This window comes from Clostridium sp. UBA4395, assembly GCF_002390995.1.
In the GTDB taxonomy this organism is placed as follows: Bacteria; Bacillota; Clostridia; order Clostridiales; family Clostridiaceae; genus Clostridium_J; species Clostridium_J sulfidigenes.
In genome coordinates, this window is sequence record NZ_DGRF01000077.1 from 82,683 (window position 1) to 108,657 (window position 25,975).

A 25,975-nucleotide genomic window follows, 5' to 3' on the forward strand; every position below is an offset into this window, starting at 1 on the left:
GAAAGGAGAGATATTATGCAAAACTTAATGGCGTTTCTTCCAATGGTACTTGTACTTGTGTTGTTCTACTTCATGATTTTCATGCCAGAAAAGAAAAGAAAGAAACAATACAATGATATGTTGAATTCTTTAGCTATAAATGATGAGATTATGACTAAAGGTGGAATCATGGGAAGAATAATAAATATTCAAGAAGAATATATTATTTTAGAAAGCGGTCCAGATAGAGCGAGAATAAAAATGAGCAAACTAGGTATTGCTTCAGTTACAAAATCAGCTAATGAACCAGAAGAAATAAAGGCATAATCATCATAAAACCCCTTATATAAACATATTTATTAATATAAGGGGGTTTTGGGTATGTATAAAAAAATTAATTATTCCGCTATAGGAGTAGGGGTGCTAAGAGCATCAATTTTAACAGTAATTTGCGTTTTAGTATATTCACTAGTTACTTCATATTTCCCATTTAGTGACGCAGTCACATCAGTATTTTTAGTTATAGCTACATTGGCTAGTGTGGTATATGGAGCTATATATGCTACATTAAAAATGGGAAGTAAAGGTTGGCTTGTGGGGTTGCTAGTAGCAGTATTTTATATGTTAATACTTTATATAGTATCCTTATGCTTTGGAAATGACTTGGCATTAGGAGGAAAAGACATAGTTAGATTAATTTTAGCATTAGCAGCAGGATCATTGTCAGGAATGCTAGGAGTGAATCTATAGATATTATCAATTTTAGGAGGAATAAAAATGAAACATATAAAAACTATCAACAAATCTAACATTAAAGAAAGTTTAAAAAAACCAGGTTGTAAAGAGTGTGCTAACTCATGTCAATCAGCTTGCAAAACTTCTTGTACAGTAGCTAATTTAGAGTGTGAAAACTAATCATTTTAAAGGCAGTAACAAAAAGTTACTGCTTTGTGTTTAGTTAGGAGGAAAAACAATGGAATTAATTCATAAATTTAGACAAGGCAATGATTTTTATGTTATAGATGTAAATTCAGGTGCAGTTCATGAAGTAGATGAGCTTGTATATGACATGTTAGACTCAGATAAACTTAAAACTAAAGACGAGTTAAAAGAAATATATAAGGATAGATACTCCAGTGAAGAAGTTGATGAGGTATATGAGGAATTAGAATCTTTAGTTCATGAAGAAATGCTTTATTCTAAAGATTTATATGAAAATATAGCAATGATGAGTGGACAAGCAGAGGTAGCTATTAAAGCCCTTTGTCTTAATATAATTCATGATTGTAATTTGAAGTGCAAATATTGTTTTGCAGATGAAGGAGAATATAAGGGTTGTAGAAAAACCATGAGCGCACAAACCGGTAAAGACGCTATAGATTTTGTTATAAAAAACTCAGGGAAAAGAAAAAATATAGAAATTGACTTATTTGGTGGAGAGCCACTTATGGCCTTTGATATCATAAAGGAAATAGTAGATTACGGTAGAGAACAAGAAAAACTTCACAAGAAAAACATTAGATTTACTATGACTACTAACTCTACTCTTTTAAATGATGAAATAATGGACTACCTTGATAAAAACATGGGAAATATAATTTTAAGTATAGATGGAAGAAAAGAAGTCAATGATAAAGTAAGAATAAGATTTGATGGAACTGGTACCTATGAATCCATATTACCTAAAATAAAGAAAATGGTAGATATAAGAGATAAGTCTAAGACTTATTATGTAAGAGGTACTTTTACAAGAGAAAATACAGATTTCTTTGAAGATGTAAAGCATATGGTGGAGCTAGGCTTTGATGAAGTATCTATTGAACCAGTAGTACTTCCTGATGACCATGAACTTTCATTAAGAGAAGAGGACCTTCCTACAATTTTTCAGCAATATGATAGATTATATGAATATATGGTTGAAAAATATGAAGCAGGAAAATCCTTTAAATTCTATCACTTCAATATAGATTTACAAGGAGGTCCATGCATCTATAAGAGAATTTCAGGATGTGGAGCTGGACACGAGTATGTAGCAGTTACTCCTGATGGAGAAATATATCCTTGTCATCAATTTGTAGGAAATAAAGACTTTCTTATGGGGGATATATACGAAGGGGTTAAGGACTTTTCTATAGTTCAAAATCTTAAGGATGCTCATATATATAATAAACCTATATGTAAAAACTGCTGGGCAAGATTCTACTGTAGTGGAGGATGTCAAGCTAACAACTTTAACTTTAATGGTGATGTTCACGTGCCATATGAATTAGGTTGTAAAATGCAAAAGAAGAGAATAGAGTGTGCTATTGCTTTAAAAGCGAAAACAATGAATAAATAATTGTGTTTTAAAGGATAGAATTTTAAATTCTATCCTTATTTTGATAAAAATGAGTAATATACAGAAAATTAAATTATATATACTTGATTTTATCCATACAATACCTGTAAAATAAATAATAAATAGACAATTAGAAAAATACAATTTAATAACAGGAAGGGGATAACCATGAGGAGGAAAAATAGAAAAAGTGGAATTGTAGTTATCATGGCAATAATATTAATAGGTCTTTTTGCATACTCTGGTCTTTATGGGGTGAATTTAGGTGATTATAGAATCAAGACCTTTGGAAGTAGTATTGATAAAGGTCTTGATTTAGTAGGAGGAACTTCTCTTTTAATGGAGATAAAGGAGGAGAAGGTAGATCAAGCTGTTATAGATAGAACTATAGAGCTTATTTCTATGAGAATAAATAAAGATGGAGTAAGCGAAATTCCTATAACTCAAGAAGGGGAAAATAGAATTAGAATAGAAATACCCGGAGAGTTTGATACAGATAAGGTTTTAGACACCATTGGTAAAACTGGTGAATTAACCTTTGAAGGTCCAGATGGAAAAGTAATTTTAACTGGTAAAGAGGTTAAAGAAGCAGGAGCATATATATCTCAAGATAATAAGTATATTGTTAACCTTGAATTAAATGAAGCTGGAACTGAAAAATTTGCGGAAGCAACTAAGACTTTTTTAGAGAAAAGTATAGCTATAAAAATGGATGGTGAAATTTTAACTAATCCAAAGGTTAATGCTGTTATCAGTGATGGAAAAGCAATTATTGAAGGTATGAGCTCTTTAGAAGAGGCAAATTCCATTGCTAGTATCATAACTTCAGGAGCTCTTCCAGTAAAAATAGAAGCTATTTCAGTTAAAACAGTAGGACCAACTATTGGAGCTGAAGCATTATCCCTTAGCAAAAGGGCAGCCATGATTGGTATAGCTTGTATAATACTATTTATGGTTGCATACTATAGAGTTCCAGGAATAATTGCTTCTGTGGCTATTGTTTTATACGTAAGCTTAGTACTTATTGTATTTTCACAATTTGGAGTAGTATTAACCCTAGCTGGTATAGCTGGATTGATACTTACCATTGGTATGGCTGTGGATGCCAATGTTCTCATATTTGAAAGAACTAAGGAAGAGTTAAGGTTAGGAAAATCCATTAAGACTTCTGTAGAAGCAGGATACAATAGAGCATTATCATCAATTTTAGACTCTAACATAACTACAATTATAGCAGCGTTAGTGTTATATTTTCTAGGGTCAGGCTCTGTAAAAGGGTTTGCAGTAACACTACTTGTAGGTATACTTATAAGTATTTTTACCGCTCTCTTTGTTACTAAGTTCTTACTTAACAGTGCTGTAAATGCCGGGTGGATAAATAAGCCTTCATATTTTGGCGTAAGAGAAGGAAAAAAACATGAATTTAGTAGTTTAAAAATAATAGAGAAGACTAAAATATGGTTTGCTATATCAATAATTATAATTGCTATTGGAGTTGGATTTATAGCAACCAAAGGTTTAAATTATGGAATAGATTTCAAGGGTGGTACATTAATTACATTAGATATAAATAAAGAATTCAATAAGGCTGATGTAAATACTATTATTGATAAGTATGCTAAAGATAAATACTCTACCAAATTAGCTAGTGAAGGGAAAGAGATACAAATTATTGTTCAAGAAGGGGTATTAAATGAAGAAAAGACTAATGCTCTTATTGATGAAATAAAAGAAAAGTATTCATTAGAAGATAGTGCACTTATTGGCAAGGAAAGTATAGGAGCTACTGTTGGAAATGAATTAAAGAAGAAGGCACTGTTAGCTTTAGGAGTAGCATCTATTGCTATGCTTATATATATCACTGCTAGATTTGAATTTAGCTATGCAGCAGCATCTATTATAGCTTTACTTCATGATGTATTAATTACTCTTTCTTTCTATGCTATATTTGGAATTCAAGCCAATTCACCATTTATAGCGGCTATTTTGACTATAGTAGGATATTCTATTAATGATACTATTGTTATCTTTGATAGAATAAGAGAGAATGTTAAGAGAAATAGAAGGATGGATCAATTAGAAGTTGCTAATATGAGTATAAAAGAAACTATGACTAGAAGTATAAATACATCCTTAACAACACTTATAACTATAGTGGCAGTTTACGTTTTAGTGCCATCCATAAGAGAGTTTTCACTTCCACTTATAGTGGGAATTGCCTGTGGAGCTTATTCTTCAATATTTATAGCTTCACCACTATGGGTAATAATTAAAAATGCAAAGCAAAAAAAGAAAGCTAAAGTAGTAGCATAATATAAACAAAGTTCATGGCGGAAAACATTTTATCATGTTTTTCGCCATTTTTATAATAATTTGTTTGTAAAATTGTCAGTTTTAAATTATAATATATTTGTTTTCTATAAATAGATTTCTTAAACTCCATAATATGTACAAGTAATATGGAGTTAGAAGTTTTTTGTTCAAGGAGAATGTGATCACTGAAATATATGATGAAAATATAAGGGATCAAAAAACTACTCATGGAACTAATTTGGAGGAGCGCATATGGAGTATAGTATGAATAGGAAAGATAATGATCCGTTTCTATTAGGAAATATGAAAATTGCATTAAACAGAATTGTGAAAGCTATCAATGAGAGAGAAAAGATAGTTATATATGGCTATCATGACTTTGATAGCGTATGTGCCATATCTCTTCTTATGTTAGTATTACGATATGTAAATAGTGATGTAGAGTATTATATACCCAGTGTATATAGAAATGATAGAAATTTAAATAAAGAAGATATAGAGAATAATTTATTATGTCTTGGAGCAAATTTAATTATAACAGTTGGTTGTGGAGTTAAATCTAAAGCAGAAATACAACTTTGTAAGGAAAACAACATAGATATAATTGTAACGGATTATCATAATCACATAGTAGAGGATAATAATTGTATAACAATAAATACCTATCAAACAAAGTGTAATTATCCTTTTAAGGATTTTACAGCTTGTTCTCTTATATATAAATTCATAGAAGTTATAGCTTCTTATTATAAGATAAGTTGCACACAAAAGTATTTAGATTTAGTAATGATGGGTATAATTACAACAGAGATAGAAATAGAAGAAGAGAATAAATACTTTGTAGAAGAAGGGTGCAAAAAATTAAAACAAACTAATAACTATGGAGTTAGGGCGTTGATAAGAGAACATGAGCGGAATTATGGTGGTATAATGAAGTTTTATGATGAAGGTATTATAAGGCTCTTACCAAAGATGATTTCCAAGAATAAGCTAGATAATGCAAGAATAATTGTTGAACTTTTTACCACTAATGATAGTTATAGAGCAAAGCAAATATCAAAATACTTATATAAAGAGGTTATGATGAGTTTAGAATAGAATAATATATATAAGCATTTAAATATACATATTTTTTAAAGTATTGCATTAAATATCAAGGTTAATATATAATTTAATTATAGTAAAGATGTGTTTGGGTAAAGGCTTTAGGAGGGGTAGAAAATGAATTTAAAGGATAAAGTTAGAATAATAGAAGATTTTCCGAAAAAAGGTATAAGTTTTAAAGATGTAACTACTTTACTTCAAGATAGAGAGGCATTAAGAGAGTCAATAGATGTTATTGCCAATCATTTGAGGGATAAAAAAATTGATATAGTAATAGGACCAGAGGCTAGAGGGTTTTTATTTGGAGTACCAGTAGCTTATGCTTTAGGAGCTGGTTTTGTGCCAGTTAGAAAACCTGGTAAATTACCCTATGAAACTATTAAAACTTCCTATGATTTAGAATATGGAAGTGATGCGTTAGAAATTCATAAGGATGCTATTAAAAAAGGTCAGAGAGTAGCAATTGTTGATGATTTACTTGCTACAGGAGGAACCGTAGCTGCTGTTGCAAAGCTTGTTGAGGAATCAGGTGGAGAAGTTGTAGCCATAGACTTTTTAATAGAGCTAACAGAACTTAAAGGTAGAGAAAAAATAGCACAATATGATATTATGTCTGTTATAGACTATCCATTTTAGAATTGAACATAAATTGCAATAATTTGGGTTATAGTATATAATTACTACTGAGTTTAAATAGGTGGCTGGTTCATTAACCAGCCTTTAATTTTAGGAGTGTATTACAATGATTGATAAATTGATAGAAAAAATTAATAGTAATTGTCACAATGTAGATATCAATTTTGTAAATAAGGCCTATGAATTTTCTGTAAATGCCCATAAAGAACAAAAAAGAGAGTCAGGAGAGCCTTATATTATTCATCCTTTAGAAGTAGCTTGTATTTTGGCTGAACTAGGACTTGATACCTCTACCATAGTGGCAGGTCTTTTACATGATGTAATTGAAGATACAGAATATACATATGAAGATGTTTGTAACATCTTTTCTATAGAAGTGGCAGATTTAGTAGAAGGGGTATCTAAGCTAGGTAAAATAAAATATAAGTCAAAAGAAGAACAACAAGCAGATAATGTTAGAAAAATGCTTCTTGCTATGGCTAAGGATATAAGAGTAATACTTATAAAATTGGCTGATAGATTACATAACTTGAGAACGTTAAAATACATGCCAGAGAATAAACAAAAGGAAAAGGCTAAGGAAACTCTAGATATATATGCGCCATTAGCTCATAGATTAGGTATATCAAAAATAAAGTGGGAGCTAGAGGATTTAGCATTAAGATACTTAAATCCAACAGAATATTATGACTTAGTAAAGCTGATTTCAGATAAGAGAAATGAAAGAGAAGAGCAAATAAGTCATATAATATCACAACTTAAATTAAATCTTAATATGGGTGGAATTACAGCAGAAATAGAAGGTAGACCAAAGCACTTCTATAGTATTTATAGAAAAATGATAAAAAGTAGTAAAACCATAGATCAAATATTTGATCTTACAGCAGTGAGGATATTAGTAGATGATATTGGAAATTGCTATGCTGCATTGGGAATAGTACATACTATGTATAAGCCTATACCGGGTAGATTTAAAGACTATATTGCTATGCCTAAACCTAATATGTATCAGTCACTTCATTCAACGGTAATAGGACCTTTCGGAAAACCCTTTGAAATACAAATTAGAACCTTTGAAATGCACAGAACTGCTGAATATGGTATTGCAGCTCACTGGAAATATAAAGAAAGTGTTCAAGATGAGGATAAATCTCTAGATTCAAAGCTATATTGGCTTAGAGAAATGCTAGAATGGCAAGGAGAGACTTCTGATGCTGAAGAATTTATGGAAGGCTTTAAGATAGATTTATTTTCAGATGAAGTATTTGTTTTTACTCCAAAGGGTGATGTTATAAATTTACCAAATGACTCTACACCTATAGACTTTGCCTATGCTATCCATACTGCAGTAGGTCACAAGTGTGTTGGAGGTAAGGTAAATGGGAAGATAGTACCTCTAGATTATAAGCTTAGAACAGGGGAAATTGTAGAAGTAATTACAGCTACTAATTCAAAAGGACCTAGCATTGATTGGCTTAATATAGTTAAGAGTAATCAAGCAAGGAGTAAAATTAAACTTTGGTTTAAAAAGGCAAATAGAGAAGAGACCATAGCAAAGGGAAAGGAATTAGTAGATAAAGAGTGTAAGAAGCAAAATTGTATATTTTCTCAAGTAATTAATGAGGACATTATTGAGAAAATTATTAGAAGATATAACCTAAAGAACATGGATGATTTATATCATGGTGTAGGCATTGGAGACATAAACCCTAATAATATGATAAGCAAGCTAAAGGATGCTTATGATAAAGAGAACTCTAAGCAGTTAAAACTTGAGGAATTAAGGCTAATTCATGAAGAAAAAAGTAAAAAACAAAAGAATAATACTTATTCTGGAGTTACAGTTAAGGATATGTCTAATATTCAAGTCAGATTTGCAAAATGTTGTAGTCCTGTATATGGAGATGATATTATTGGATATATTACAAGAGGCAAGGGTGTATCTATTCATAGAAGTGACTGTAAGAATGTAATTAACCTACAGGATAAAGAAAGTCATAAAATAGTTGAAGTGGCTTGGGGAAAAGAAAATAAAGATAAATATATTGCTGACATAGAAGTAATAGCTGAGGATAGGCTAGGTCTTCTTACAGATATTATAGAGATACTAGGGCTTGTAAAAGCTAATATTTTATCAATAAGTGCTGTAACAAATAAAAAAAATACAGCAGTTGTAAGCCTAAAAATAAATATTTCTAGTATAGAGCATTTAAAGGATATTCAAACTAAACTTAAGAAAATCAAGGATGTTAAGGATGTCTATAGGAAGAAACAGTAAAAAGGAGTGCTTAATATGAGAGCTGTAGTACAAAGAGTTAAATCTTCAAAGGTTGAAGTAGATAATAAAGTTATTAGTGAAATAGGAAAAGGAATTAACTTACTTGTGGGAATAAGTAAGGAAGATACTAAAGAAGACATAGATTATATAGTAAGAAAAGTTCTTGGAATGAGAATTTTTGAAGATGAAGATGAGAGAATGAACTTTTCGCTTCAAGATATAGAGGGGGAGCTATTAATAATATCTCAATTTACTCTATATGGTGATTGTAGAAAGGGAAAGAGACCTGATTTTATGAAGGCACAAGGTGGAGATGCTGCTAGAGAATTATATAATGAGCTAGTTGAAGCCTTTAAAAAAGAAATACCTAATCTTCAAACAGGGGAATTCGGAGCTGATATGAAGGTTGAAATTATAAATGATGGACCAGTAACACTTTTATTAGAGAGTAAGAAAGATTTTTAAAATTTTAAGAAATATATGGCATTTTGAGGTGATACTATGATTATAAAAAGAATGATGGCAGGAGTTTATGCTGCTAACTGTTATATATTATTTGATGAAGAAACAAAGGAAGCTGTAGTTTTAGACCCAGGTGGGGACATAGATGATGTATGTAAAGCTCTTAATCAACTAGAAGCTAAGGTTAAATATATCATATTAACCCATGGTCACTTTGATCATACTACAGGGGTAGATGGATTAAAGGCTGAAACAGGAGCAACTGTAGCTATGGCTAAAGAAGATAATGATATGATTTTAAATAATATAATGTATTATGGACCACTTATTGAAGGTGGAGCAGAACTTTTATTAAAACATGGTGATATATTAAAGTTTGGTAATTATAAAATAGAAGTTTTAGCAACGCCAGGACATACACCAGGAGGAATAAGTCTTTTAGTAGATGGAAATGTGTTTACTGGAGATACTCTATTCAAGGGATCTGTTGGCAGAAGTGATTTAGCTGGTGGGGATCACAATGAGCTTATAACAAGTATAAAAAATTATTTAATGCCTCTTAGTGATAGTGTGGCAGTTCACCCAGGCCATGGACCAAGTAGTACCATAGGTCAAGAAAGAATGGAAAACCCATTTTTATAGGTAAAAATTAAACTGTATATTGAGTTATAAGAAGGTAATTTGAAATAAGGATTTGATAAATATGACAAAGGATATAAAGTCTATAAAAGTAAAGCTAAGTAATATGAATTTTAGATATGATATATTTCTTATGATAAATCTATTTTATAGTTTTATTAATATAGAATTTGTAAATGAGGAATTTGATTTATCTATAGATATAGATGAAGAAGCAGGAAGTATTATAATTGAAGGAACCGAAGGACTCTTTAATTATGAAATCAATAGAAATTATAAGCTTTCAGAGGAAGTTAAAAAGTCCTTATTCATATATCTTAGAAATATCACTGGCAAGGTTCTTCCATGGGGAACTTTAGTTGGGATAAGGCCTTCTAAAAAAGCACTAGATCTTTTAGAAAAAGGATATAGTGAAGAAGAGGTAATAAAAGAATTTAAGGATAGACATGAAACTAGCAAGGAGAAGACAAAACTTTGTATTGATGTAGCTAAGTACGAAAAAAGCGTAGTTAACAAAGATAAAAATACTATAAGTATATATGTGGGTATGCCCTTTTGTCCAACTAGATGTAGTTATTGTTCTTTTACCTCAAATCCTATAGGTGGAAAGTCAACTTTAGTTAAAGACTATCTTAATGCTATTACCAAGGAAATAAAAGCTATAAGTAAATATGTTTCAGAAAAGAATTTAACTATTGAAAGTGTCTACTTTGGAGGAGGTACGCCTACTTCTGTAAATGATGAAGAATTTGAAGATATAATGAATAAGATATATAAGTGCTTTGTTGAAGGTAAGGGTGTTAAAGAATTTACTGTAGAATGTGGAAGGGTAGATAGTATAACAGAAAGAAAACTTCAATCTATGAAAAAATATAAGGTTCATAGGATTAGTATAAATCCCCAAAGTATGAATGATGCTACTTTAAAAAACATTGGTAGGAATCATAGTAGTAAGGATGTAGAAAACTGCTTTAATCTAGCGCGAAGTCTAGGTTTTGATAATATAAATATGGATATGATAGTTGGTCTCCCAGGAGAAGAGCTAAGTCATATAAATAGAAGTTGTGAAGAAATACTTAAACTAAATCCAGATAGCATAACTATACATGGTATGTCTATTAAAAGAGGCTCTAGACTATATGAAAATCTAGTTAATAAGGGACAGTTTACTATTCCTAATCAATATGAGTTAAATGCTATGTATGAAGCTACAAAAAATCTTTCTTTAGAATTAAATATGAAACCTTATTATATGTATAGACAAAAAAATATGGTAGGTAACATGGAGAATGTAGGCTACTGTAGAGATGAAAAAATATGTATATATAATATTCAGATGATAGAGGAAAAACAAACTATTATAGCTCTTGGAGCAGATGGAGTTTCAAAGGTTGTTTTCCTAGATGAAAATCGAATAGAGAGATTTGCAAATGTCAAGGATGTAAAAGAGTATAATGGTAGAATAGACGAGATGATAGCTAGAAAGATAGAATTACTCAATACACTATATTAAAACAATTATGTACATAGGTTTTAAAGAAAAATTCATTTGGGTAATGATATTATAATATATTTTAGACTTAATAAGTAAATAGGAGGAATTTAAATGGGAGAATCACTTAATGGACTTAAAAGAACCATTATGTGTGGTGAAGTAAGAGAATCAAATATCTCTGAAAAAATCACTGTTATGGGGTGGGTCCAAAGAAAAAGAAATTTAGGAAGTTTAGTTTTTGTTGATTTAAGAGACAGAACTGGACTACTACAAGTTGTATTTGGTGAAGAAATAAATAAAGAAGCCTTTGAAAAAGCTGATTTAGTTAAATCTGAGTACTGCATAGCTGTTACTGGAGAGGTTATAAAAAGAGAATCTCCTAATAAAAATTTACCAACAGGAATGGTAGAGCTTAAAGGAGAGAATATTAAAATACTTTCAGAATCAGAAACTCCACCTATATATATTAAAGAAAACTTAGATGCTAGTGAAAATATAAGATTAAAGTATAGATATTTAGATCTTAGAAGACCAGATATGCAAAAAATATTAATGATTAGACATAAAGCTGGAAAAGTAGTAAGAGATTATCTAGATGAAAATGGATTCTTAGAAATGGAAACACCAATGCTTACTAAGAGTACTCCAGAAGGAGCTAGAGATTACTTAGTGCCTAGTAGAAATTATCCAGGAATGTTTTATGCATTACCTCAATCTCCACAAATATTTAAGCAATTATTAATGGTTTCTGGATATGATAAATATTTTCAAATAGTTAAATGTTTTAGAGATGAAGACTTAAGAGCTAATAGACAACCAGAATTTACACAAATAGACTTAGAGATGAGCTTTGTTGAAATGGAAGATATTATAGCTTTAAATGAAGGTCTTCTAAAAAGAGTATTTAAAGAAGTTATAGATGTAGATGTACAACTTCCAATAAAGAGAATGCCTTATGTAGAAGCTATGAATAAATATGGTAGTGACAAGCCAGATTTAAGATTTGGTATGGAGATACAAAATATTACTGAAGCAATAAGAGGTACAGATTTTGCTGTATTTAAAGGAGCCATTGAAAATGGTGGATCAGTAAGAGCTATTGTAGCTAAAAACTGTGCAGACATGGGTAGAAAGAAAATTGATAAACTAGGTGAGTTTGTTAAAACTTATAAAGCAAAAGGGCTTGCTTGGATAGCTTATAAAGAAGGCGAAATAAAATCTCCAATAGCTAAATTCTTCTCAGAAGAAGATATGTCTAAATTGTTAAATGCTGCTGGAGCAGAAGTAGGAGATTTAGTTTTAATAGTTGCAGATGTTGATAGTGTAGTACTTCAATCTCTTGGAGCTTTAAGATTAGAACTTGCTAAGGAACTTGGAATCTTAGAAGGAAACAAAGAATTTAACTTTGTATGGATTACTGAATTCCCAATGTTTGAATATGACGAAGAAGAGAAGAGATTCGTAGCTCTTCACCATCCATTCACAGCACCTATGGATGAAGATTTAGAACTTCTAGAAACAGATCCAGGAAGAGCTCGTGCTAAGGCTTATGATATAGTATTAAATGGAGAAGAACTTGGTGGAGGAAGTATAAGAATTCATGATACAAACCTTCAACAAAGAATATTTAATCTTCTAGGCTTTACTGATGAAAGTGCGTGGGAAAGATTTGGATTCTTACTAGAGGCATTCAAATATGGACCACCACCACATGGCGGACTTGCATATGGTTTAGATAGAATGGTTATGTTCCTTGCAGGAACTGATAACATAAAAGATGTAATTACCTTCCCTAAAAATCAAAATGCTTATTGCCCAATGAGTGAAGCACCTAATGTAGTTGATAAAAAGCAATTGATTGACTTAGGAATAGAAGTAAGTAAAGTAGAAAAATAATTTAATAGAAGATTTTATTATTATAGAGAATAATAAAAAGTTATATGGACATAATAACTTCATAAAACTATTGATACTTATTGATTAATATTTATTTTACAATTGCAATTTAATTACAATTGCTATATAATAATACTAAAGAATATTCTGCTGTGTGCGTAGAAATGGTTTATGTTGAGCCAACATTTAAACGTTGTGGCTGATGTTCTCATTATGGAGTGTTGACTGACTATTTTATAGTTGGTACCAGAAGTAATGAGGCGATTCCACCCCTGGTAGACAGGGTTCAAATACATCATTAATACGGCATGGTGGGTATCAATAGTTTTAATATTAAGGAGTAAATACTTTGTATTTACTCCTTTTTAGATAGACTTTATATACATAGAGTTCTTAGCTTCTATTAAAGTTAGCCATGGAATAAAATATAGTGCATCTTATAAAATTATTATAAGATGCACTACTAGGAAATATTATTCCTCAACATTTCCTAGTTTACGTTGAGCTCTTCTGATTTTTAATTTTTGCATCAATCTACTCAAGGTAGATACTAAAATAATTCCAACAGCTATAACTCCTGCTAAAGAAAGAGTTTCGATTCCATTATTTAAGGAATCAAATACATTACCTTCAACTGCTTCAAAAACTGTATAATACATTCCACTTCCAGGAACTAAGGGAATAAGAGAACAAACTAAAAATAATGTTACAGGATTTTTTAAAACTCTAGAGAAGATTTCAGCATAGATACTGATGCTTATAGATGCTATAAGCATAGCTAAGATGTTAGAGTCAGATAAGTTCAGAGTAAGGCTGTAAAAAAACCATCCAACGGCACCACCAAGGGCTGCAAAGAACAAATTTTTATCCCTTACATTAAAGAGAACTCCAAAGCCTAAGGAAACAATAAAAGCATATATAACTTGAAAAAACATTTTACATTCCTCCTAGAATAAACATCCATATTTTGAAACTAAATGCAGCTCCAATAGCAATGGCTCCAGCTATCATAATAGCTTCCAGAGTTCTTGAAAGACCTGAAAGTAAATCTCCAGATATAGTATCCCGAATAGCGTTAGTAATAACTAAGCCTGGAACAAGTAACATAATTGAACCAATAATTATCACATCTTTATGAAATAGAGGATTTATGTAAGAAAAGAAAAGTCCAATTATAGCTGCTAAAGCACCACCTGCCACATTAATGAAAAATTCATTAACACTTAATCGAGATAACATGGAAGATAATAAATTAATTAAAACTCCTGCGCCAAAGGCTATAATGAAGTCACTAAGGCTGCCACCAAAAAGTAAGGTAAATGTACCAGTAGTTACTCCAGCAAAAAATGTTTTTACACTGTTAGAATATTTTGGAAAGCTGCGTATATATTTTAATTCTTTTCTAAGCTCATCTAAAGTTAAAGGATGACTTTGTATTTGTCGAGATAAATTATTAATTAAAGCTACCTTTTCTAAATCCGTGGCTCTAGAAGTAATTCTCTTAATTATGGTACTATTCCTACCGTTTTCATCCATAGTTGAGGTGATTATTGCTGTAGGAGAAACAAAGCTTTCAGCATTATCTATGCCATAAGACTTACATATCATATTTATTGTTTGTTCAACTCTGTAGGTTTCACCACCATTTTCAAGCATTATTTTTCCGGCCTCTGCAGCCAAGTTTACTATATTATCAGTAATCATAATGGTACTCCTTTGTTATATTACAATATCTTATTATTAACATTCATCAAAGATATTATAGAACAAAAAACAAGATAATGTATAATTGTTAGAATAATAAATTTATTATATTACAATATTGTGTTAAATTTATTATATAGGCAAATATTATAAGGTTACAATAATCAAGGAAAACTTTCAATATGATATTGTTTTCAAGTTTAGGTTCAATTAAAGAGATGGCTAAGGGGGATTTTATGGATAATGTAAATATATTATTAGAAAGTCTAATTAGTAACTTAAAAGAAGGAATTCACATAGTTGATAGTAAAGGTAAGACCATCTATTATAATCATGCCATGGAAAACATAGAAGGTATGAAAAGTGAAGATGTAATGGGAAAGGAAATTCAAGAGTATCTTAGGGATATAGAACATTCAACTATATTAGGAAGTTTAAAAAGTGGACACACCTATAGGGATACTATACAAAACTATAGTAATGGAGCAGGAAAGATAATAACAAGTGTAAACTCTACTATTCCAGTAATGGTAGATGGAAAAGTTGAAGCAGTAATTGAGATAGCTAGAGATATGACACAAATAAAGAAATTAAATGAAACTATATGTCAATTAGAAAATAAAAGTAAATCAAAGAAAAATTATTATACCTTTAATGATATCATAGGAAGTAGTAAGGTACTAAATGAAGAGATATTAAAAAGTAAAAGAGCTAGTATATCTAATTCCTCAGTACTTATATATGGAGAAACTGGATGTGGTAAGGAATTATTTGCACAAGGTATACATTATGAAGGAATAAGAAGAGACAAGCCATTTATAGCTATTAACTGTGCAGCTATACCAAGTGCACTGTTAGAGGGAATGCTCTTTGGAACAGTTAAAGGTAGTTTTACAGGAGCAGAAAATAAAAAAGGGCTTTTTGAAGAAGCTCATAGAGGAACTATTCTACTTGATGAAATAAATTCTATGGATCCATATTTACAATCAAAATTATTAAGAGTACTTCAAGATGGATATATAAGACCACTAGGAAGTAATAAGATTATTGATGTAGATGTAAGGATTATAGCAACAATAAATGAGGAAGCAGACAAACTTATAAGAGAAGGAAAGCTTAGAAAAGATTTTTATTATAGATTAAGTGTAATTAAAGTAATGATACCACCACTTAGAGAACGTAAAGAAGATATAAGCCAGTTATGTGATTTTTTTATAAACTATTATAATGGTATTTTATATAGAAATGTAAAAGGAATTAGTGAAGATATTATGGAGGGATTTTTAAATTATAGTTGGCCTGGAAATGTAAGAGAACTTAAGAATAATATAGAAAGTGCTATGAATATGGTTGAAGATGGAGAAATATTAACAAAGGAGTGCTTTGGTAATAAGATTAATTCTGTAGTAGAAGCAACTGCAAAAGAGGGATTTAAAGGAGATATCCCTTTAAATGAATATATAGATAGTCTTGAAAAAAATATAATAGAAAAAAGCTATAAAAAGAACAATAAAAACATAACAAAAACTTCAGAGGAATTAAAAATATCAAGGCAAAATCTTCAATATAAACTTAAAAAATATAAATTACTTTAGTTACTCACTTTTTAGGGAATTAGAATATGAAAAATATAAACAATGTGTTAATAAAAAAGAATAAATCAAATATTAAAAAGATTTAGAAACATATATGCCTAAAATTCGGCAAAGCGTATGCAAATAATTTTGCATACGCTTTTTAAGTGGATAGAACATAAGTAAATAGAGAAAATTTTTTTGCGGTAAATTTTAAAAAGTGATGAAATTATATACATTTAACCTATTTAAAGTTATGAAATTCTCTAAATATTATATTTTCTTTGGCATGGGAATTGCTCTAGTAAAATATAGAATTTATAAAAATAATTTAATCACGAGGGGGATTTTATAATGGAAAATGTTAAGGTAGCAATTTGGGGCTTTGGAGCTATGGGAAGTGGAATGGCAAAAATGCTATTAACTAAAAAAGGTGTAGACATAATAGGGGTTTGTGATATGCACCCTGATAGAGCTGGGAAAAGTATTTTTCAAGTTTTGGGAGTAGAAAAAGGAGATAGGGAAGATGTAATAATAAAAGCTAACATAGATGAAGTATTAACAGAAAAATGCTGTGATATTTGTTTATGTGCAACAGATTCTTTCACAAAAAATGCTTTTCCAAAGTTGAAATCTGTACTTGAAAAGAAAATAAATGTTATTTCTACAGCAGAAGAAATGTCTTATCCTCAAGCTAAAAATCCTGAATTAGCTGCAGAGTTAAATAGAATTGCAAAAGAAAATGGAGTTACAATTCTTGGAACAGGTATAAATCCAGGATTAATCATGGATTTACTTGTTGTATGTTTAACAGGTTGTATGACTGAAGTAACTCATGTTGAAGCGAAGAGAGTAAATAGTTTATCACCATTTGGACCAGCTGTTATGGAAGAACAAGGAGTTGGTATGAAGGTTGAAGATTTTAATGCAGGAGTTAAGGATGGAAGTTTAGCAGGACATGTTGGATTTATAGAATCTGTAAATATGATAGCTGATTCTATGGGCTGGAAAGTTGATAAGTTTGAACAACAAATGGCTCCAATAGTAACTACTGTAGATAGAAAGTCACCTTATGGTTTTGCAGCTGCTGGAGATGTAGCAGGTGTTAACATGACAGGGCAAGGATATGTTGATGGAGAAGTAAAAATAGATATGATTCATCCACAACAAATAGAACCTGAGATGGAAGGTACATTTACTGGAGATTACATCACAATAAAAGGTACACCAGAAGTTAATATGTCAATTAAGCCAGAGGTTGATGGAGGACTTGGCACAATTGCTATGTGCGTTAATATGATTCCACATGTAATTAATGCAAATCCAGGATTAAAAACTATGATAGATTTACCAGTACCAAGGGCTATAATGGGAGACTTTAGAAATTTCATAGATAGATAAACTTATTTAATTATAGATATTTACTTCGGAGGTGAAGGTGTTGATTAAGAAGGACACATTTATTGAAATAGAAACAGTAGTATTACAATGTGAGGATAGATCGCCAGCAATTCCAGAAGATACAAAGGAAACTCCACTTAAAATGTGGGTTAGGGGTTTCGTAAATTCAGATTGTGAGCTGGGTGATGAAGTTGAAATCACTACAACTATTGGAAGAACTATGAGAGGTATAGCTAAGGTGGTAGAACCTTCATATTCTCATAATTTTGGTAGCTATGTAAGTGAAATAGCCTATATTGGAAAGCAAGCTAAGGAAATGATTTTCAATAAATAGTTATACAGAAAGTAGGTGATTGATATGAATAAGTATGAAGAGGTTATGAGCAGAAAAAATCAAATTATGATTAAGTCTGTAGGAATGGATTTTGACAAATATGAAAAGGGAAGTATAGCTTTTGATTATGAAGCAATGATGAGAGATATAGGATATTCCCTAAGCGATATTATGAAAATTCAACGAGAAGTGGGAGTTGGAAATACACCACTATTAGAATTAAGAAATATTACAGCCTTGGCAAGAAAGGTATCAAAGACTGGAAAAGCAGCTAGGATATTTGTTAAGGATGAAAGCTGTAATCCATCTGGAAGTTTTAAAGATAGAAGAGCATCTGTATCTGTGTATGATGCTAAGGAAAGAGGCTATAAGGGTGTAGCATCAGCTACTTCTGGAAACTATGGGGCAGCAGTAGCATCCCAAGCAGCTATGAAGGGATTAAAATGTACCATAGTTCAAGAATGTTATGATTCTAAAAAAGTAGGACAACCAGAAATTTTAGAGAAGGGCAGAAAATGTGAATGGTTAGGAGCTGAAGTTCTACAATTAACAGTAGGACCAGAATTATTCTACACCTATCTAGAGACTTTGGAAGAAACTGGTTTTTATAATGCATCTTTATATTCTGCTTATGGAATAGCTGGAGTTGAAACTTTAGGTTATGAGATAGCCACAGAATGTAGGGAGAGATTTGGAAAGGATCCAGAAGCAGTAGTAATTACCCATGCAGGTGGTGGAAATGTTACTGGTACTGCAAGAGGGCTTATAAAAGCAGGAGCAAATAATACAAAAGTTATTGGAGCTTCTGTAAATTTACAAGGCCTTCATATGGCAAGTGATAAAGCCTTTAATAGAAAATCCTTCACTACTGGACATACTGGATTTGGTATTCCATTCATGGTATGGCCAGATAGAAGTGATGTTCCAAGAAGTGCTGCAAGACCTCTTAGATATTTAGATAGATATGTAACCTTGCCACAAGGGGAAGTTTTCTATATGACTGAGCTTTTAGCACAGCTTGAAGGACTTGAAAGAGGACCAGCTGGAAATACTTCTTTAGCAGCGGCCTTTGTCATAGCTCAAGAGATGGAGGATGATGCAATTTTAGTAGTTCAGGAGACTGAGTATACTGGTGCTGGAAAGCATATAGTTCCACAATTAACCTTTGCAAAGGAAAATGGAATTAAAGTGCTTAAAGGTAATCCAATGGATGAAGTTCCAGGAGAAAATATTATACTTCCAGAGAATCCATCTTATTTGCAAATAGATAATAAAGAGCTAGATGATTACAGAAAATCATTAATTAAAAACACAGTAAAGCTCTTAAAAGAAAAAGAAGTGGGACAGGTAGATTTAGATTTCTTATGTGAGGAAACAAAATTTAGAAAAGAAACAGTAATAGATATTCTTAAAGAATTTGGGATTAATGTGAAATAGGGTTAATAAGTAAATAGGGTAAAGATAAATAATGTGTGAAATAATAAAAAACCATTAGGGGGAGAGAAGTAGTGAAAAGAGAAGACGATTTTGAAATAAGAAGAAAACATTTAGAAAGTTTAAGTGATGAAGAATTATATGAAAGGTTTTGGAAATTGACAGAAGAAATAGTAAATCCAATGGTGGATTTAGCATATGGAAATACCTCATCCTCTATAGAAAGGTCAGTACTTCTTAGAATGGGCTTCTCAAGTATAGAATCTCAAGGTATAGTCCAAGAAGGATTAAAAGCAGGACTTCTTGGAAAAGGTATGGGAAATGTAGTTTTAAAATATGCAAAATTAAAGAGTGTGCCATATTTAGAAGCTGGTAGAGAACTTGGAGAAGGAAAAGGCTGGAATGAAGTAACTAATTTGTTTGGGGGGGATAAATAATGCTAGATATAAATAAGAAAATAGATGTAGAAGAAATACTTAAGGACTTAGATAAGTATGAACCTAAAAGAAGAGGTTGGCATTGGAGAGAAGAATATAAAGAGCCAATGGGAGAGTTTGAATATAAGGAGATATCAAAACCTCTAAAAAATAGTAAAGCACTTCCATCGGCAACCAGCTTTGCTAATATAGACCCTCAACCAAAAGCTGTAATAACTTCAGAAATAGCTTCAGGAAGATTTGAAGATGATATTAGAAGAATGAGAATGGCAGCTTGGCACGGTGCAGATCATATAATGGTTATAAGAACATCAGGACAAAGTCACTATGATAGTTTAATTGAAGGAAGTCCAGAAGGAACTGGAGGAGTTCCAATAACTAGAAAAGAAGTTAGAGCTACAAGAAAAGCTCTTGATATGATAGAGGAAGAAGTAGGAAGACCAATAAATTTCCACTCCTATGTATCAGGGGTTGCAGGGCCAGATATTGCTGTAATGTTTGCAGAGGAAGGAATAAATGGAGCTCACCAGGATCCTCAATATAATGTACTTTACAGAAACATAAATATGGTTAGATCCTTCGTTGATGCAGCAGTAGCAAAACATATAATGGCATGGGCTGATATTTTACAAATAGATGGAGCACATAATGCAAACGCAACTGCAATGAAGGGTTATAAGGTAATGCCTGAACTTATGGTTCAACATGCTATAAATTCAAAATTCTCTGAGAAGGTTGGTATGAAACAAAGCAATATATCACTATCTACAGTACCACCAACAGCACCACCAGCTCCATGTTTAAGATATGATTTACCTTATGCTGTAGCACTTAGAGACTTATTTAAAAACTATAAAATGAGAGCACAGATGAACACAAAATACATGGCATCTTGTACTAGAGAAGCTACAGTAACCCATTCATTAAACTTGTTAATATCTGAACTTACTTCAGCAGATATTCAAAGTACAATCACTCCTGATGAAGGAAGAAATGTACCTTGGCATTATAATAATATCCATGCTGTAAATACAGCTAAGCAAGCTTTAATTGGTATGGATGGCTTAATGGATATGATAGAGCTTAAAAAGGATGGATATCTTCCAGAGAAGGTTAGAGAACTTAAGGAAAGAGCAGTATTATTCCTAGAGGAAATGATTGAAAATGGTGGATACTTCAAAGCTGTAGAAGATGGATTCTTTGTAGATTCAGGAGAATATCCAGAAAGAAATAGTGATGGTATTGCAAGAAAGATAGATGGAGGTATTGCTGTTGATACAGTAGTTCCAAGAGATAAAGAATACTTTGCTCCAGTATGTGCTCACTTTGGATATAATAATATTCCAGAAGAATATAAGAAGCCATGTGATGCAATAGATGAATGTACATTATGTAATCATAGCAAAATAGTTTATATAGATGAACTTGATGAAGAAGATAATGTTAATGTAAGAATGGCTAAAAATAGTAAAGAGGAAGGAACTATAATTCCAGAAGTAGAGTGGAAGAATGATGGCTATGTATCTACAACATTATTCCTAACTGAAGAGGAAAATATAGCAGAGGCTGCAGCCCTTGAAATAGGAAGAAGAATGAATTTAACTGACGTAGAAGTTATTCATAAACAGGTTATGCAAGATGCAGAAGGTACTTTAGTAGAAATCAAAGGTAGAGTAAGCTTTGCAATTAAAAAAGATGAACTTAAGATTCCAGAAAAGCAAGAGCTTTTACCAGATGATGTAATGAGAGATTACGTTAAGAATAATCCTATTAGAGTGGTAGCTGCTACTGTTGGAGAAGATGAACACTCTGTTGGTCTAAGAGAAATTATAGATATTAAGCATGGTGGTATTGAAAGATATGGTATAGATGTAGTATATCTTGGAACTTCTTGTCCAGTAGAAAAGTTAATAGATGCAGCTATTGAGACAAAGGCTCAAGCTATAATAATGAGTACTATTATCACTCACAATGATGTACACACAAAGAACATGCAAAAGATTCATAATCTATGCATAGAAAAAGGTGTGAGAGACAAATTCATAATAGCTTGTGGAGGAACTCAAGTAACTAATGAAATTGCTGTAGCTCATGGTATGGATGCTGGCTTTGGTAGAGGAACTCATGGAAATAATGTTGCTTCCTTTATCATTGAAACCTTAATTAAAAAAGAACAATAATAATTTGAAGATTTATTATTAGATAAACTATATTAAATAATAATAAAATATATGATATTTATATAAAGTACTGGGGGTGTCTCAAATAATTAAACTAAGTTTACCTTAAGGATAGATTAATGCTTAGTAAAATTTTGAGGTATCCCCTTTAAACTAGGAGGGAAGCTATGAGAGTTGAATATTTAATAGCGGAAATCGGAAGTACAACCACTGTAGTAACAGCCTTTAATTTTAAAAAAGGAGTTGAGGTTGTAGGACAAGGTAAGGCCTTTACTTCTGTTTTACAAGGTGATGTAACTATTGGACTTAGAAATGCAATTAATGAAATGGAGAAGCAGCTAGGAGAATCCATTGAATATGACAGAATGATAGGTACTAGTAGCGCCGCAGGAGGCTTAAAAATAACTGTTCATGGATTAGTACAAGATATGACAGTTAAAGCTGCAAAGGAAGCAGCCCTAGGTGCAGGCGGAATTATAAAAATGGTAACAGCAGGTAGGCTTAGAAGAACGGATATTAAAAAAATAAAAGAAATAAATCCTAATCTTATAATGATTGCAGGTGGTACAGACTATGGAGAGAGGGAAACTGCCTTAGATAATGCTGAGATTATAAGAGATGCTGAGCTGAATATCCCTGTGGTTTATTGTGGTAATATAGCTAACCAAGAGGAAATAAAAGAGATATTTGAAGGTAGAGAGCTTTATGTAATAGATAATGTATATCCTAGGGTAGATGAATTAAATGTGGAGCCTGCTAGAGGAATAATTCAAGATGCTTTTGAATTAAATATTGTTAAAGCAGGTGGCATGGATAAAATTAAGGAAATGGTGGATGGAGCTATAATGCCAACTCCTGGAGCTGTAATGGAAGCTACAAAGTTACTCTATGAAATAATAGGTGATGTAATAGTGGTGGATGTAGGAGGAGCTACTACAGATGTTCATTCCGTAACAGAAGGTAGTGTGGAAATTTTAGATATATTAGTGACTCCAGAACCAAAAGCAAAGCGTACCGTAGAAGGTGATTTAGGGGTATATGTAAATAGAGAAAATGTATTAGAGCTTTTACAACATCACGAGTTAGAAGGAAGAACTAAGGATAGTATAAGTAGTTTCATTAAGCCTATTCCAACTACAGAAGAAGAGAAATATTGGAGTAGGGTCCTTGCTCAAAAGGCTGTAAACACTGCCATAGATAGACATGTAGGGCAAATTAAAAGAGTATACAATTCAGGAAGAAAGTTTAGTGCCTATGGAAAGGATTTATCAATGGTTAAATATATCATAGGTACAGGAGGTGCTCTAACTAGGTTAGGTAAAGGCGAGGAAATGCTGGAGAGTATAAAGGATGTTAAGGGAGACATTACCATGCGTCCCACAAAAGAGGCAAAGGTACTCCTAGATAATATGTATATCATGGCCTGTGCTGGAGTTTTAAGTAGAGAAAATAAGGAAGCTGCAATAGAATTGCTTAAAGCTAGTTTAAATCTATAATAACAAATTAGATTTTTAGTTTCTGTAAAAGAGGAGAGTTAGAGAATGGAAAAATGTTATTCAGAAGTAGAATTAAATCAAGAAAATTTAACTTATAATACTGTCCTTGAACAAGAGTTATGGAAAGAAGAAGTAAAGGATAGATATCCTAGAATTGAAATTGATTTAAATAAATTAACCTATAATACTAAATTTTTATTAAATATGTGTAATGGAAAGATGATAGATGTAGCTGTAGTAACTAAGGTATTTTGTTCACACCCAGATATAGTTCAAGGGGTTTTAGATGCAGGGGTAAAAACCATAGGAGATTCAAGAGTGGCAAATTTAAAAAAGATAGCAAATTTAAATTGTGAAAAGTTACTTCTTAGAATTCCAGCTCTTAGTGAAGTAAGAGAAGTAATCATGTATAGTGATATTTCCCTTAATTCAGAGATAGATACAATTAAGGCATTATCAAAGGAAGCTATAAGAGCTAAGAAAACTCATAAAATAATTTTAATGGTAGATTTAGGAGATTTAAGGGAAGGTGTTTTAGAGAAAGATGTACTAGAAATGTCCAGGAAAATTATTAAATTGCTTAATATAAAGCTTATGGGGATAGGAACAAATTTAACTTGCTATGGAGGAGTAATACCCGATGAAGTAAATTTAGGAAGGTTGCTTAAAATAAAAAACACTATAGAAGAAGAATTAAATATTAAGATACCTATAGTATCAGGAGGAAATTCTAGTAGTTTGTATATGGTAATGAATAAAACTATTCCAGAAGGAATTAATAATTTAAGACTTGGGGAATCAGTGGTTTTAGGAAGAGAAACTGCTTATGGAAGAGATATTCCAGGAATGTTTAAAGATGTGTTTACCTTAAAAGGTGAAATTATAGAAATTAAGGATAAGCCATCTGTACCAATAGGAAATATTGGTATGGATGCCTTTGGAGAGGTTCCAACCTTTCAGGATAGAGGAACAATAAAAAGAGCTATAATTTCAATGGGAAGACAAGACGTAAAAATTGATGGAATAACTCCTAGAGATGAAAAAATAAGAATATTAGGTGGCAGTAGTGATCATCTTTTATTAGATGTAACGGAAAGTGAAGCAGACTACAAAGTTGGTGATATAATTTCTTTTGATGTAGATTATGGAGCATTATTATCTTCAATGACCTCCTCCTATATAAATAAGTGTATAATGTAAATAAAAAATAATTTTAAGGAGAGATTTAAATGGTTGATTTTAAATTATTTACTGAAGACTTAAATGTAGCAATAAGGAATCTGCATGAAAAAGGTGCCTTTTTAACTGTAAAGGCTGGAGATGAAGTTAATACTATGACAATAGGTTGGGGAAATGTTGGCTTCCAATGGGGAAAACCTATATTTACAGTACTAGTGAGAAAGCATAGACATACCTTTTCTATTATAGAAAAAGCTGATAACTTTACTGTAACAATTCCTCTTGATGATAGCTTAAAGGAGGAAATTAAATTCTGTGGTACTAAATCAGGAAGAGATTATGATAAATTTAAGGAATGTGATTTGAAACTAATTCCAGCTAAAACTGTAGATACTCCAATAATAGAAAAATCTAATGTATTGACTTATGAATGTAAAATAGTTTATAAACAAGAAATGAATCCAGAATTTTTATCTGATGAAATAAAGAGTTCAAGCTATCCAGCAGAAGACTATCATGTGTTATATGCAGGTGAGGTAGAAGCTTGCTATAAACTATAGAATTGTATTTTAAATTGAATTAATGGCTTCCTATATAAATATTTGTATAGGAAGCTATTTTTATATGGAACTATAAAAATAGTTAACTATGAAGCTATAAAACTATATAACTAGTTAACTATTTGTTCTATTCATGCGGGCTTTAGGGTTTTACCATATAATACCAGAGAAAACACACTGAAAGCTCAAGGATTAAGAAGCCGTTTCTATAATTATAAACTGCTAAAATAAGTTAATATAGCTATTTGTATAACAAGGATAAGAGGAATACCAATAGTGAATTTTTTATGCTTAGTTTTATGTCTAAAAGTGCTCATACCAGCTAACATACCAATGGAACCTCCTATTATAGATATACATATAAGAGCTTTTTCACTAACTCTCCATTGTCTTTTTATAGCCTTCCTTTTATCTATCAACATTATAAAAAATCCAATTAGGTTTATTACAATTAAATATAAAATAAAATTATTAAACATAAGACCTCCTAAAGTATTTATATATTTAATTTATATTATATAAAAATAAAAAGCAAT

Annotated in this window: 24 protein-coding genes and 1 other RNA gene; 22 read left to right on the top strand and 3 right to left on the bottom strand. The window is 31.3% G+C overall.

Annotated features, from left to right (window positions below):
- The first annotated feature begins 15 nt into the window (after positions 1–15).
- The 13 genes from yajC to ssrS all read left to right on the top strand — a co-directional run bounded on the left by yajC (position 16) and on the right by ssrS (position 13,461).
- Entirely contained in the window at positions 16–306 is a 291-nt protein-coding gene (gene yajC, locus B2694_RS14210) for a preprotein translocase subunit YajC (protein ID WP_346848654.1), read from the top strand.
- Between the two features lie 54 nt (positions 307–360).
- Positions 361–729, top strand: coding sequence for a TIGR04086 family membrane protein (locus B2694_RS14215; protein ID WP_346886303.1), 369 nt, complete (start codon positions 361–363; stop codon positions 727–729).
- A 27-nt stretch (positions 730–756) separates the two neighbouring features.
- Entirely contained in the window at positions 757–894 is a 138-nt protein-coding gene (gene scfA, locus B2694_RS14220) for a six-cysteine ranthipeptide SCIFF (RefSeq protein ID WP_035134469.1), read from the top strand.
- Between the two features lie 58 nt (positions 895–952).
- On the top strand, positions 953–2,317 hold the full coding sequence (gene scfB / locus B2694_RS14225; protein ID WP_346886304.1) for a thioether cross-link-forming SCIFF peptide maturase: 1,365 nt from the start codon (positions 953–955) through the stop codon (positions 2,315–2,317).
- A gap of 168 nt (positions 2,318–2,485) precedes the next feature.
- Positions 2,486–4,630, top strand: a complete 2,145-nt coding sequence (gene secD / locus B2694_RS14230) for a protein translocase subunit SecD (protein WP_346886305.1) — start codon at positions 2,486–2,488, stop codon at positions 4,628–4,630.
- A 252-nt stretch (positions 4,631–4,882) separates the two neighbouring features.
- The gene (locus B2694_RS14235) at positions 4,883–5,728 is read left to right on the top strand and encodes a DHH family phosphoesterase (RefSeq protein ID WP_346886306.1); all 846 of its coding nucleotides are present in this window, start codon (positions 4,883–4,885) and stop codon (positions 5,726–5,728) included.
- A gap of 123 nt (positions 5,729–5,851) precedes the next feature.
- Complete coding sequence (locus B2694_RS14240) at positions 5,852–6,370, top strand: adenine phosphoribosyltransferase (protein WP_035134477.1); 519 nt, start codon at positions 5,852–5,854, stop codon at positions 6,368–6,370.
- A 106-nt stretch (positions 6,371–6,476) separates the two neighbouring features.
- Positions 6,477–8,648: a bifunctional (p)ppGpp synthetase/guanosine-3',5'-bis(diphosphate) 3'-pyrophosphohydrolase gene (locus B2694_RS14245; protein WP_346886307.1), complete on the top strand. Its 2,172-nt coding sequence runs from the start codon at positions 6,477–6,479 to the stop codon at positions 8,646–8,648.
- A gap of 15 nt (positions 8,649–8,663) precedes the next feature.
- On the top strand, positions 8,664–9,113 hold the full coding sequence (gene dtd / locus B2694_RS14250) for a D-aminoacyl-tRNA deacylase (protein WP_346886308.1): 450 nt from the start codon (positions 8,664–8,666) through the stop codon (positions 9,111–9,113).
- Between the two features lie 36 nt (positions 9,114–9,149).
- The gene (locus tag B2694_RS14255; protein WP_346886309.1) at positions 9,150–9,752 is read left to right on the top strand and encodes an MBL fold metallo-hydrolase; all 603 of its coding nucleotides are present in this window, start codon (positions 9,150–9,152) and stop codon (positions 9,750–9,752) included.
- Positions 9,753–9,813: 61 nt separating this feature from the next.
- Entirely contained in the window at positions 9,814–11,262 is a 1,449-nt protein-coding gene (locus tag B2694_RS14260; RefSeq protein WP_346886310.1) for a coproporphyrinogen III oxidase, read from the top strand.
- Between the two features lie 93 nt (positions 11,263–11,355).
- Positions 11,356–13,140: an aspartate--tRNA ligase gene (gene aspS, locus B2694_RS14265; RefSeq protein ID WP_346886311.1), complete on the top strand. Its 1,785-nt coding sequence runs from the start codon at positions 11,356–11,358 to the stop codon at positions 13,138–13,140.
- 141 nt (positions 13,141–13,281) lie between these two features.
- A non-coding RNA gene (gene ssrS / locus B2694_RS14270) (6S RNA) lies at positions 13,282–13,461 on the top strand.
- Between the two features lie 152 nt (positions 13,462–13,613).
- On the opposite strand, the gene B2694_RS14275 is transcribed toward ssrS, so the two are convergent.
- Positions 13,614–14,075 (bottom strand): threonine/serine exporter family protein, encoded by a 462-nt coding sequence (locus B2694_RS14275; protein ID WP_346886312.1) that lies wholly within the window; start codon positions 14,073–14,075, stop codon positions 13,614–13,616.
- A gap of 1 nt (position 14,076) precedes the next feature.
- Positions 14,077–14,844, bottom strand: coding sequence for a threonine/serine exporter family protein (locus tag B2694_RS14280; protein WP_346886313.1), 768 nt, complete (start codon positions 14,842–14,844; stop codon positions 14,077–14,079).
- 236 nt (positions 14,845–15,080) lie between these two features.
- Between B2694_RS14280 and B2694_RS14285 the strand changes: the two genes are divergently transcribed.
- The 9 genes from B2694_RS14285 (at position 15,081) to B2694_RS14325 (ending at position 25,439) form a co-directional block, all read left to right on the top strand.
- Positions 15,081–16,439, top strand: a complete 1,359-nt coding sequence (locus B2694_RS14285; protein ID WP_346886314.1) for a sigma-54 interaction domain-containing protein — start codon at positions 15,081–15,083, stop codon at positions 16,437–16,439.
- Positions 16,440–16,772: 333 nt separating this feature from the next.
- The gene (ord, locus tag B2694_RS14290) at positions 16,773–17,819 is read left to right on the top strand and encodes a 2,4-diaminopentanoate dehydrogenase (RefSeq protein WP_346886315.1); all 1,047 of its coding nucleotides are present in this window, start codon (positions 16,773–16,775) and stop codon (positions 17,817–17,819) included.
- Between the two features lie 37 nt (positions 17,820–17,856).
- The gene (gene ortA / locus B2694_RS14295; RefSeq protein ID WP_346886316.1) at positions 17,857–18,153 is read left to right on the top strand and encodes a 2-amino-4-oxopentanoate thiolase subunit OrtA; all 297 of its coding nucleotides are present in this window, start codon (positions 17,857–17,859) and stop codon (positions 18,151–18,153) included.
- Positions 18,154–18,177: 24 nt separating this feature from the next.
- Positions 18,178–19,590 (top strand): 2-amino-4-oxopentanoate thiolase subunit OrtB, encoded by a 1,413-nt coding sequence (gene ortB, locus B2694_RS14300; protein WP_346886317.1) that lies wholly within the window; start codon positions 18,178–18,180, stop codon positions 19,588–19,590.
- 71 nt (positions 19,591–19,661) lie between these two features.
- Complete coding sequence (locus tag B2694_RS14305) at positions 19,662–20,024, top strand: ornithine aminomutase subunit alpha (protein WP_346886318.1); 363 nt, start codon at positions 19,662–19,664, stop codon at positions 20,022–20,024.
- On the top strand, positions 20,024–22,204 hold the full coding sequence (oraE, locus tag B2694_RS14310) for a D-ornithine 4,5-aminomutase subunit OraE (RefSeq protein WP_346886319.1): 2,181 nt from the start codon (positions 20,024–20,026) through the stop codon (positions 22,202–22,204). Before B2694_RS14305 ends, oraE begins: the two co-directional genes overlap by 1 nt.
- Before the next feature lie 167 nt (positions 22,205–22,371).
- Positions 22,372–23,700, top strand: coding sequence for a GlmL-related ornithine degradation protein (locus B2694_RS14315; protein WP_346886320.1), 1,329 nt, complete (start codon positions 22,372–22,374; stop codon positions 23,698–23,700).
- Positions 23,701–23,745: 45 nt separating this feature from the next.
- On the top strand, positions 23,746–24,900 hold the full coding sequence (orr, locus tag B2694_RS14320; protein ID WP_346886321.1) for an ornithine racemase Orr: 1,155 nt from the start codon (positions 23,746–23,748) through the stop codon (positions 24,898–24,900).
- Positions 24,901–24,929: 29 nt separating this feature from the next.
- Positions 24,930–25,439, top strand: a complete 510-nt coding sequence (locus B2694_RS14325; protein ID WP_346886322.1) for a flavin reductase family protein — start codon at positions 24,930–24,932, stop codon at positions 25,437–25,439.
- A gap of 212 nt (positions 25,440–25,651) precedes the next feature.
- On the opposite strand, the gene B2694_RS14330 is transcribed toward B2694_RS14325, so the two are convergent.
- Entirely contained in the window at positions 25,652–25,918 is a 267-nt protein-coding gene (locus B2694_RS14330; protein ID WP_346870997.1) for a DUF1294 domain-containing protein, read from the bottom strand.
- Positions 25,919–25,975: the final 57 nt, after the last annotated feature.

Bases quoted from the DNA above. Each gene is read 5' to 3' on its own strand.
- B2694_RS14315 (WP_346886320.1), top strand. From the start codon at position 22,372: ATGAGAGTTGAATATTTAATAGCGGAAATCGGAAGTACAACCACTGTA.
- B2694_RS14285 (WP_346886314.1), top strand. From the start codon at position 15,081: ATGGATAATGTAAATATATTATTAGAAAGTCTAATTAGTAACTTAAAA.
- secD (WP_346886305.1), top strand. From the start codon at position 2,486: ATGAGGAGGAAAAATAGAAAAAGTGGAATTGTAGTTATCATGGCAATA.
- dtd (WP_346886308.1), top strand. From the start codon at position 8,664: ATGAGAGCTGTAGTACAAAGAGTTAAATCTTCAAAGGTTGAAGTAGAT.
- orr (WP_346886321.1), top strand. From the start codon at position 23,746: ATGGAAAAATGTTATTCAGAAGTAGAATTAAATCAAGAAAATTTAACT.
- B2694_RS14275 (WP_346886312.1), bottom strand. From the start codon at position 14,075: ATGTTTTTTCAAGTTATATATGCTTTTATTGTTTCCTTAGGCTTTGGA.
- B2694_RS14245 (WP_346886307.1), top strand. From the start codon at position 6,477: ATGATTGATAAATTGATAGAAAAAATTAATAGTAATTGTCACAATGTA.
- yajC (WP_346848654.1), top strand. From the start codon at position 16: ATGCAAAACTTAATGGCGTTTCTTCCAATGGTACTTGTACTTGTGTTG.
- B2694_RS14325 (WP_346886322.1), top strand. From the start codon at position 24,930: ATGGTTGATTTTAAATTATTTACTGAAGACTTAAATGTAGCAATAAGG.
- B2694_RS14235 (WP_346886306.1), top strand. From the start codon at position 4,883: ATGGAGTATAGTATGAATAGGAAAGATAATGATCCGTTTCTATTAGGA.
- ortB (WP_346886317.1), top strand. From the start codon at position 18,178: ATGAATAAGTATGAAGAGGTTATGAGCAGAAAAAATCAAATTATGATT.
- oraE (WP_346886319.1), top strand. From the start codon at position 20,024: ATGCTAGATATAAATAAGAAAATAGATGTAGAAGAAATACTTAAGGAC.
- B2694_RS14330 (WP_346870997.1), bottom strand. From the start codon at position 25,918: ATGTTTAATAATTTTATTTTATATTTAATTGTAATAAACCTAATTGGA.
- scfA (WP_035134469.1), top strand. From the start codon at position 757: ATGAAACATATAAAAACTATCAACAAATCTAACATTAAAGAAAGTTTA.
- ord (WP_346886315.1), top strand. From the start codon at position 16,773: ATGGAAAATGTTAAGGTAGCAATTTGGGGCTTTGGAGCTATGGGAAGT.
- aspS (WP_346886311.1), top strand. From the start codon at position 11,356: ATGGGAGAATCACTTAATGGACTTAAAAGAACCATTATGTGTGGTGAA.
- B2694_RS14280 (WP_346886313.1), bottom strand. From the start codon at position 14,844: ATGATTACTGATAATATAGTAAACTTGGCTGCAGAGGCCGGAAAAATA.
- B2694_RS14240 (WP_035134477.1), top strand. From the start codon at position 5,852: ATGAATTTAAAGGATAAAGTTAGAATAATAGAAGATTTTCCGAAAAAA.
- B2694_RS14260 (WP_346886310.1), top strand. From the start codon at position 9,814: ATGACAAAGGATATAAAGTCTATAAAAGTAAAGCTAAGTAATATGAAT.
- B2694_RS14215 (WP_346886303.1), top strand. From the start codon at position 361: ATGTATAAAAAAATTAATTATTCCGCTATAGGAGTAGGGGTGCTAAGA.
- scfB (WP_346886304.1), top strand. From the start codon at position 953: ATGGAATTAATTCATAAATTTAGACAAGGCAATGATTTTTATGTTATA.
- B2694_RS14255 (WP_346886309.1), top strand. From the start codon at position 9,150: ATGATTATAAAAAGAATGATGGCAGGAGTTTATGCTGCTAACTGTTAT.